At 65.8% G+C, this 8724-nt stretch carries 4 protein-coding genes, 1 pseudogene and 1 riboswitch; of the genes and pseudogenes, 3 read left to right on the plus strand and 2 right to left on the minus strand.

All coding sequences use genetic code 11. From position 1 onward, the window contains the following. Positions 1-85: 85 nt before the first annotated feature. Both RMO51_RS15230 and RMO51_RS15235 read right to left on the minus strand, forming a co-directional pair. A complete protein-coding gene (locus RMO51_RS15230) occupies positions 86-1441 on the minus strand; it encodes a RagB/SusD family nutrient uptake outer membrane protein (protein WP_310395999.1) in 1356 nt (451 codons plus the stop codon). 13 nt (positions 1442-1454) lie between these two features. Beyond that, positions 1455-4508, minus strand: a complete 3054-nt coding sequence (locus RMO51_RS15235) for a TonB-dependent receptor (protein WP_310396001.1) — start codon at positions 4506-4508, stop codon at positions 1455-1457. A 489-nt stretch (positions 4509-4997) separates the two neighbouring features. Further along, positions 4998-5094, minus strand: a riboswitch (SAM riboswitch). Between the two features lie 352 nt (positions 5095-5446). Between RMO51_RS15235 and RMO51_RS15240 the strand changes: the two genes are divergently transcribed. The 3 genes and pseudogenes from RMO51_RS15240 to RMO51_RS15250 all read left to right on the plus strand — a co-directional run. Beyond that, entirely contained in the window at positions 5447-6754 is a 1308-nt protein-coding gene (locus RMO51_RS15240) for an amino acid permease (RefSeq protein ID WP_310396003.1), read from the plus strand. A 153-nt stretch (positions 6755-6907) separates the two neighbouring features. Further along, complete coding sequence (locus RMO51_RS15245) at positions 6908-8077, plus strand: LLM class flavin-dependent oxidoreductase (protein ID WP_310396004.1); 1170 nt, start codon at positions 6908-6910, stop codon at positions 8075-8077. Positions 8078-8148: 71 nt separating this feature from the next. Next, positions 8149-8724 (plus strand): annotated as a pseudogene (locus RMO51_RS15250) (fumarylacetoacetase); the annotation flags it as partial.

An 8724-nucleotide genomic window follows, 5' to 3' on the forward strand; every position in this document is an offset into this window, starting at 1 on the left:
CCCGCGGAGAGGGGTGCGTTCAACGATTCGGAACAGGCTCCCCTCTCCGCGGGAGAGGGGCCGGGGGTGAGGTTTCACGCTCACCTCAGTACCCCGGGTTCTGCACCAAATCCGGGTCTGCTACTAGGTCATTAAATGGAATGGGAAACAACCAGCGGCGCTGGTCCGTGACGCCCAGCACGTCGTCAGCCCGGCTCGTGCGCACAAGGTCGAACCAGCGGTCGGCCTCGAAGGCAAACTCCACCCGGCGCTCGTTCTCGAGGGCCAGCAGCAGCTGGTCGGCGGTGGTGGCGCTGGTGGCGCCCACGCCAGCGCGGGTGCGCACGGCGTTCAGGTCAGCAAGGGCGTCGGGGAGATTGGCCTGGCGGGCGCGGGCTTCGGCCCGGATGAGGTGTTGCTCGGCTAGGCGGAGCACGTAGCTCGGGTCGTCGCGCTGGGCCGAGCGGCTGTAGAGGTTGCCATACGTGACGGGCGCACCGGCGATGACCGTGCTGGCCAGCAGCGCCGCGCGGCTGCCGCCCACCGCCGGGTCGTTCAGCAGGGCAATGGCCGCCGGCACGGGCTGGAAGTTGAACTGTCCGCCCAGCGCGCTCGGGAACCAGTTGTTCCACATGGTGTTGGCGTCGGAGTTGCTAAACGTCAGCTCGAACACCGACTCCTGGCTCAGGAACGGGGCCGTGGAAAACGACCGGTAGGGCGTCACCAGGCGGTAGTTGCTGCTGGCGATGACCTGCGTGGCGTAGGCTTCGGCGTCGGCCCACTGCTGGCGGTAGAGGTGCAGGCGGGCGCGCAGGGCGCGGGCGGCGGCTTTCACGGCGCGGTTGCGGGTGGCGGCTTCGGGCAGCAGGGTTTCGGCCTGGGTGAGGTCGGCCAGTACCTGGTCGTAGGTTTCGGCCTGGGTGCTGCGGCCCAGGCCCCGGCCGTTTTCCTTGCTGCGGGTGGGCGCGAGCACCAGCGGCACCCCGCCCCAGCCGCGGCCGAGGTCGAAATACACGAGGGCCCGCAGGAAATAAGCCTCCCCCAGCAGCTGGTTTTTCTCGGCCGCGGGCAGCAGCGGGTCGTTGATGCCGGGCAGGGCGGCCAGCACGTTGTTGGCCGCGTTCACGGCCTGGTACATCTGGGTCCAGGCTTCGGTAATGAGCACGTTGTCGGCGCTGAGCTGGTTCTGGTCGATTTGCAGGAACTGGTTCAGCGTGCCGTTGAAGCGCACGTTCTCGCCGGGCAAAAAGCCCAGCACCGGCCAGTTGAGCTGGTAGTAGGCCTGCACCCGGTCGTAGACGCCGATGGTGGCGGCGCGGGCGCTGCCGGCGTCGGTGATGGCCTGGTCGTCGGGCAGCTGCTGCACCGGCGTAGGCTCCAGCAGGTCGTTGCAGGCGCTGAGGCCGAGCGCCGCGGTGGCGACTTGCCCGGCCAAAAGGAGGCGAAATAAGGTCTTTTTCATCTGAATAAATGGCTTAAAGTCCGACCGTGAGGCCCACCTGGAACGTGCGGGGCTGGGGCACCGTGGCCCAGTCGAAGTTTTTGGTGTTGCTCACGCCGCTCTGCGAGTTCACTTCCGGGTCGAGGCCGGAGTAAGGCGTGATGGTGAAGAGGTTGGCCGCCTGCACGTACACGCGCAGCGAGTTCAGGCGGGCCTTGGCCACCGCGGCCGCGGGCACGGTGTAGCCCAGCGTGAGGGTGCGCAGGCGCAGGAACGAGCCGTCTTCCAGGTACCGGTCGCTGAGGTTTTGCACCACGCCGCCGTAGTTGTTGCTACTGGCGTTGGTGGTCAGGCGCGGGATGTCGGTCACGTCGCCCGGCTGCTGCCAGCGCTCCAGCTGCTCGCTCAGGTAGCCGATGTTGCTCTGGGTGCCGCCGTGCACGAGGAAAAAGCGGTTCATGTTCATGATTTTTGCGCCCTGCTCGAAGTTGAGCGTGAAGCCAAAATCCAGCCCTTTGTAGCTCACCGAGTTGGTGACGCCGCCGAAGTAGTCGGGCCAGGCGTTGCCCACCAGCTGGCGGTCGGCCACGGTCAACTGGCCGTCGCCGTTCACGTCCTCGTACTCGGCGTCGCCGTTTTCGGGGTTCACGCGGGTCTGCCGGTACAGCCAGAACGAGTAGAGCGGGGCGCCTTCTTCGAGCCGGAAAATGTCGCGCGAGCCCGTGGTGATGGGCGCGGCCAGCGTCTCAATCTTGTTCACGTTGCGGGCCACGTTGACCGTGGTGCTCCACTGCACGGCGCCTTTGGGCAGCCAGTTGGCCGTGGCTTGGACTTCGAAACCCTTGTTGCTCACCGCGCCGAAGTTCTCGACCAGCGAGGAGAAGCCGGTTTTGCGCGGCACCGGCACGTTCAGCAGCAGGCCCGAGGTGTACTTATCGTAGTAGTTCAGCTCCAGCACCAGGCGGTTTTTCAGCACGGCCGCGTCCAAACCCACGTTCCACTGCCGGGTCGATTCCCAGCTCAGGTCGGGGTTGGCGAGCTGCAGCGGGGCCGTGCCGGGCAGGTCGAGGTAGTTGGCGCCGCCTTGCACCAGGCCCAGCGAAATAAAGTCGTTGATGCCGACCTGACTGGTGTTCGCCACAAACGACTGGTTACCAGTTCGCCCCAGACTGGCCCTCAGCTTCAGCTCCTGAAAGATGCCGAGGTCTTTCACGAAGTTTTCCTCGCCCAGCCGCCAGCCCAGGCCCACGGCTGGGAAGTAACCCCATTTGTTGTTGGCCCCGAACCGCGACGAAGCATCGGCCCGCACGCTCACGTCGGCCGTGTAGCGCTCCTTGAAGCTGTAGGTGGCCTTGCCGAAAAACGACACCAGCCCGGCCTGCGAGCGCGATGAGCTGCCCGTTTGGGTGGCGGCCGAGGCAATGGTGGTCAGGTCATTCCCAGGAAACTGCTGGCCCGCCAAACTGGTCCGCTGGAAGGTATTGCGCTGCAAAGTATTGCCCACCAGCGCCTGCACCGAATGGTTCTCCCCGAAATTCACGCTGTAGTTCAGCGTTTGCTCGTTGAGCAGGGTGATGTCCCGCGAGAGAAACGACGAAGCCGTGCCGCGCGGCTGCCCGGCCAGAATCAGCGTGTTGTTGAAGTTGTTCTCGTACATGTCGTTGAAGTCGATGCTCCAACTGCTGCGCAAGGTCAGGTTCTTGCCGAACTGGTAGGTGCCGTACACGTTCGAGATGACGCGGGTGCCCACCGCGTCGTTGTTCAGGTTGTTGATGAGCGCCAGGGCGTTATCAAACGAGCCGTACTTGGCGTAGGTCCCGTCCGGGTTATACACCGGCAGGTTGGCGCGCGTGAACAGAGCCGAGTTGATGACGCCCACCGGGTTGTTGTCGTTGCTGCTCACGTTTCGCTGCGTGCGGCTCAAGGCGGTGCTCGTGCCGATGCGCAGCTTGTCCGTCACCGAGTTGTCGAGGTTGACGCGCAGGCTGAATCGGTCAAACGCACTGGGCCGGGCAATTGACTCCTGCTGGAAATAGCCCGCGCCGATGTAGAACTGGGTTTTGGCCGAGCCGCCGGCCGCCGACAGCTCGTAGCTCTGCGTCCGGGCCGTGCGGAACACGTCACCGAGCCGGTCGTAAGTGGCTTGCTCCTCCGGCAGGCCGCGCCCGCCCGCAGCTGCCGAACGGAACGGCAGCAGCGTCGGGTTGCCCCCGTCGTTCAAAAACCGCTCATTTTCCAGCGCCGCCAGCTCGGGCCCGCTGGCCAGATTGAACTGCTTGGGGGCCTCCGACAACGCGTGGTACGTATTGAAGGTGATGCGCGTTTTGTCGCCCGCCTTGCCGCGCTTGGTGGTAATAAGCACCACGCCGTTGGCCCCGCGCGAGCCGTAAATGGCCGTGGCGTTGGCGTCCTTCAGGATTTCGATGCTTTCGATATCCGACGGGTTCAAGTCGGCCAGCGGGTTGCTCGGCACCTGGTTGCCCAGGCCCGTGGCAACCAGGTTGGTGTTGTTGATGAACACGCCGTCCACCACGTAGAGCGGGTCGTTGCTGGCGTTTACCGAGTTGCTGCCCCGGATGCGGATGAAGATGCCGCCGCCCGGCACCCCGGAGTTGGCCGACACCTGCACGCCGGGCGCCTTGCCCTGCAGCAGCTGGTCGGGGCTGGCGGCCGGAATGTTCTTCAATTCATCCCCTTTCACCGAGCTGATGGCGCTGGTCAGGGTCTTGCGATTTTGCTCGCTGTAGCCGGTCACCACCACTTCCGAGAGTTCCTGCTGGTCGGGCGCAAGGTCAACGGTGAGCGGGCCGGCCGCGGCCGGCACTTCCTTCGCCGCGTAGCCCACGTAGCTGAATACGAGGGTGCTGCCGGGCGCTGCCGACAGCGAAAATTGGCCGCTGGCGTCGGTGGTAGTGCCCACGGTGCTGCCCTTGGCCAGCACCGTCACGCCCGGCAAAGGCGCATGGCTGGTGGCATCGGAAACGGTGCCGCGCACTTCGGGTGCGGGGTCGGTCTGGGCGTAAGTGGTGGCGGTGGCCCCTCCCCACAGCAGGAGAAAGAGCGACCGCCGGAGCGTACGGGTGTTCATGACAACAAGAATTGGGGGTGGAGGGGCCGGGCTGGCCGACCGCGCAACGGCAGGACGCAAGCGGACCCGGAGGTGGAAAAACTGGGCTCATAAGCCGCATTCGTGCTTCCCCCGGTGCACCAGGAGGCTGGCAGTTGCGGCCGTGCGCGGCTCGGGTGGGCGGCCGTGTGTGCACCACGACGCCCGGCCCGAAGCCGCAGCATTGCCCAGAAAATGGATGGTAGGCCCGCGCGTTCCCGTTAGGAAGAGGCGCCACGAGGCTGGCAACAAGCCCCCGCAGACGCCAAAGCGCCCGCGGCGCCGGGCCAGGACCTAGCCGCGGCGGCCCTTACGGCCGGCAGGAAAATGAAACAGCTGGTTCAGCTCAACAACCCCGGCCGGCCCGCCGCATACAGGCGGCCGTGCTCGACAGGCAACAACACCCATGCTGTACGGCGTACGGGGTGGTCGAGAAAACGGGGAGGGGACGCGAAAAGTCCATGGCTTTTGTTTTTATATGTCCAGGAATTGGCACCGTTTCGGGGGGTTAGCCCCGGTGGTTGCCGGCGTTTCGTCGAGCCTGTCTCTCCGCGCCTCTGTATAAAAACAACCCTTTGGTTGGAAGGAATTGCGGGGTAAATGTAAAGCAGCAAATTTTTGAAAGCCCAAGGGGTAACACAAAATTTATTTTCGAGCGGCTGGTCCTGCCCGCTGGCAGCCGTGCCGGCCCACGCCCCGAAAACTTGCTCCGCGGGCACCCTTGCCTATATTTGCCCGGTCACCAGGTGGCCATTCTGCCGCTCCGCTGGGCGAAAATTTTCGTTCCTGACCCCTAGTCCCGCCCCGCATGTTACCCGAAAAGCTGACCGGAAAACGCCCCTGTTGTTGGGGCCCCGCCACTGCCTGACCCCGCGTTGGGGCAGTCCGCGCCACGCCTTTTCCGTTGCTTCTCGTTTCGCATGCCCCCTACTCCAGTAGCCCTTTCCCGGCCCGACCTCGTGCGCGGCATCCGCCGCTGGGACTTTGTGGCCCTCATCGTCAACATCACCATCGGGGCCGGCATTCTGGGGCTGCCGTCCAAAATCTACGCGCTGGTGGGGGCCTACAGCCTGGTGGCCTACGTGGTGAGCGCGGCCATCGTGGCGCTCATCATCCTGTGCTTCGCCGAAGTCAGCAGCCGCTTCAACGGCACCGGCGGGCCCTACCTCTACGCCCGGCAGACGTTTGGGCCGCTCGTGGGGTTTGAGGTGGGCTGGATGCTCTGGATTTCGCGCCTGGCCAGCTTCGCCGCGCTCTGCAATCTGTTTGTGGACTACGCGGCGTTTTTCTGGCCCACGGCTGGCGCGGGCGTGGGCCGGGCCACCCTCATGGCGGGGCTCATTGCTGCGCTCACGCTCATCAATCTGGCGGGCGTGCGCACGGCTTCGCGGGTCAATAACCTGTTCACCGTCAGCAAGCTGCTGGCGCTGGGGCTGTTCACGGCGGTGGGCTTGTTCTTCGTGGACTGGCAGGCGTTTTCCTTTGCCGTGCCGCCCACGTACGCCGGCTTTTCCGGGGCCGTGCTGCTGCTCATTTTTACCTTCTCGGGCTTTGACGTGGCCGCCATTCCGGCGGGCGAAATCGAGCAGCCCCAGCGCAACGTGCCGTTTGCCTTGTTCGTGGCCATTGCCACGGTGGCGGTGCTGTTTTTGCTGGTGCAGGTGGTGTGCATCGGCACGCTGCCGGGGCTGGCCACCTCGCCGCGGCCCCTAGCCAGCGCCAGCCAGCAGTTCATGGGGCCCGCGGGGGGGGCCTTCATCGCCGGCGCGGCCATGCTCACCGCCCTGGGCACGCTCAACGCCCTGATGCTGACGGGCCCCCGCCTGCTGTTTGCCCTGGCCGAGCAGGGCCAGATTCCGGCGGTGTTCGGGGCTTTGCACCCGCGCTTCCGCACGCCGCACGTGGCGCTGTTTGTGTCGGCGGGGCTGAAGCTGGTGCTGGCTATTTCGGGCACGTTCATCTACGCCCTCACCCTGAGCACCATTATTCGGCTGGGGTATTTCGCGCTGACCTGCGCCGCCCTGCCGGTCTTGCGGCGGCGCTATCCGGCCCAGCCGGCCCCGTTCCGGATGTGGGGCGGGGCGGGGGTGGCAGTGGTATGCGTGGCGCTGTGCCTGTGGCTGCTCTCCAACAGCGCCGCCAACGAGGCGCGCGACGTGGGCCTGGCCGCAGCCGCGGGCCTGGGGCTTTATTTCCTCACTAATCGACGGGGTGCTAAGCATACCTGAATACATTGGCCGTAGAGACGCGTATTCGCGTCTCGGTGTCTGCGCCGTTGGCAAATCAACCAGCCCGTCACTGTTCCCCGCTGAGACGCGAATACGCGTCTCTACATCATGTTGATGCGGGTCCAAACTGCATTTCAAGCACCTTTTTAATTTATGCCGCTCCCCTCTCCCATTGTCTCCGTAGCCATTCGCACGCCGCAGCGCGTGGCCGAAATCTCCTGGTTTGACGACCTCTGCGGCGGCGACACCCAGTACCTGAGCGTGCTCGACGGCGCCTACCGCAGCTCCTGGGCGCACTGCCGCGACATCGTGCTGACCGCCGAGCGGCTGGGCTACGCCAACATTCTGCTGCCCACCTCCTACACCGTGGGGCAGGACGTGCTGACGTTTGCGGCCGGCATGGCGCCCCAAACCTCGCGCATCAGCCTGCTCACCGCCATCCGCACCGGCGAGATTCACCCGCCCATGCTGGCCCGCGCCCTGGCCTCGCTCGACCACATGCTCGAAGGCCGGCTCACCGTCAACATCATCAACTCCGACCTGCCCGGCCTGCGCGAAGCCCCCGAGCTGCGCTACCAGCGCTGCGCCGAAACCATCGAAATCCTGCGCCAGGCCTGGACCCAGGAGCGCATCGTGCACCGGGGCAGTTTGTACCAGTTCGACCTGCCCGCCGACCCGGCCAAGCCTTATCAGCAAAACGGCGGCCCGCTGCTCTACTTCGGCGGTACTTCGGAAGGGGCCCGCGCCGTGTGCGCGCAGTACTGCGACCTGTTCCTGATGTGGCCTGAAACCGAGGAAATGCTCTACGAAACCATGCGGGATATGAGCGCGCGGGCGGCCAAGCACGGCCGCCGGATTGATTTCGGCCTGCGCATCCACGTGATTGTGCGCGAAACCGAGGACGAGGCTCGCGGCTACGCCAAGAAGCTCATGTCGAAGTTTGACCCCGTGAAAGGGGCCGAAATCAAGAGCCGGGCGCAGGATTCGTGGTCTTTGGGCGTGCACCGCCAGAACCAGCTGCGCGAGCACGCCGACATGGAAGGCTTCGTGGAGCCGCTGCTCTGGACCGACATCGGCAAGGCCCGCTCCGGGGCCGGCGGGGCCCTGGTGGGCAACCCCGACCAGATTGTGGAGAAGCTCAACCGCTACCTGGACATGGGTTTTCGCGCCTTCATTTTCTCCGGTTACCCGCTACTCGACGAGGCCGACCTGTTTGCCCGCTACGTGCTGCCGCGCCTGCCCAACGTGTCGATGCCCCAGGTGCAGGGCCGCATTCCTCGCCAAACGCCCGTTACGCCCCTCACCACGGCCCCGCTGCGCTAGCCGGCGCGGCCCCCCGCCCGGGCGAGGCAGGCCCCGGCCCTACTTTTGCGCCCTTACCCCACCTTTCGTTTATGGCCATTTCGCCCAACTCGCCCACCCTCCGCTCCTGGATTGACATTCCGCCCGGCCACGACTTTCCCATCCAGAACCTGCCCTTTGGCGTGTTCACCACCGAGGCCCGCGGCCCACGCCTGGCCGTGGCCATCGGCGGCTACGTGCTGGACCTGTACGCGGCCAGCCAGCGCGGCTTTTTTGAGGACCTGACCGAGCTCGGGGCCGCCCAGCCCAAGGTGTTTCGCCGCCGCTCGCTCAACGCCTTTTTGCGCCTCGGCCGACCGGCGTGGCGGGCCGTGCGCCAGCGCGTGAGCGAGCTGCTGCGCCACGACGAGCCGCGCCTGCGGGACAGCGAGGACGCCGTGCGCGACTGCCTGCTGCGGCAAACCGAGGTGCGGATGCTGCGCCCCGTGAAGCCGAACAACTACACCGACTTCTACAGCAGCATCGAGCACGCCACCAACGTGGGCACCATGTTCCGCGACCCGGCCCACGCCCTGCTGCCCAACTGGCGCCACCTGCCCGTTGCCTACCACGGCCGCGCCAGCAGCATCGTGGTGTCGGGCACCGGCATCCGGCGCCCCCACGGCCAG

This window comes from Hymenobacter sp. (assembly GCF_031398885.1).
GTDB lineage: Bacteria > Bacteroidota > Bacteroidia > Cytophagales > Hymenobacteraceae > Hymenobacter.

Coding starts and splice junctions, on each gene's coding strand:
- RMO51_RS15240 (WP_310396003.1), top strand. CDS start 5,447: ATGCCCCCTACTCCAGTAGCCCTTTCCCGGCCCGACCTCGTGCGCGGC.
- RMO51_RS15230 (WP_310395999.1), bottom strand. CDS start 1,441: ATGAAAAAGACCTTATTTCGCCTCCTTTTGGCCGGGCAAGTCGCCACC.
- RMO51_RS15235 (WP_310396001.1), bottom strand. CDS start 4,508: ATGAACACCCGTACGCTCCGGCGGTCGCTCTTTCTCCTGCTGTGGGGA.
- RMO51_RS15245 (WP_310396004.1), top strand. CDS start 6,908: ATGCCGCTCCCCTCTCCCATTGTCTCCGTAGCCATTCGCACGCCGCAG.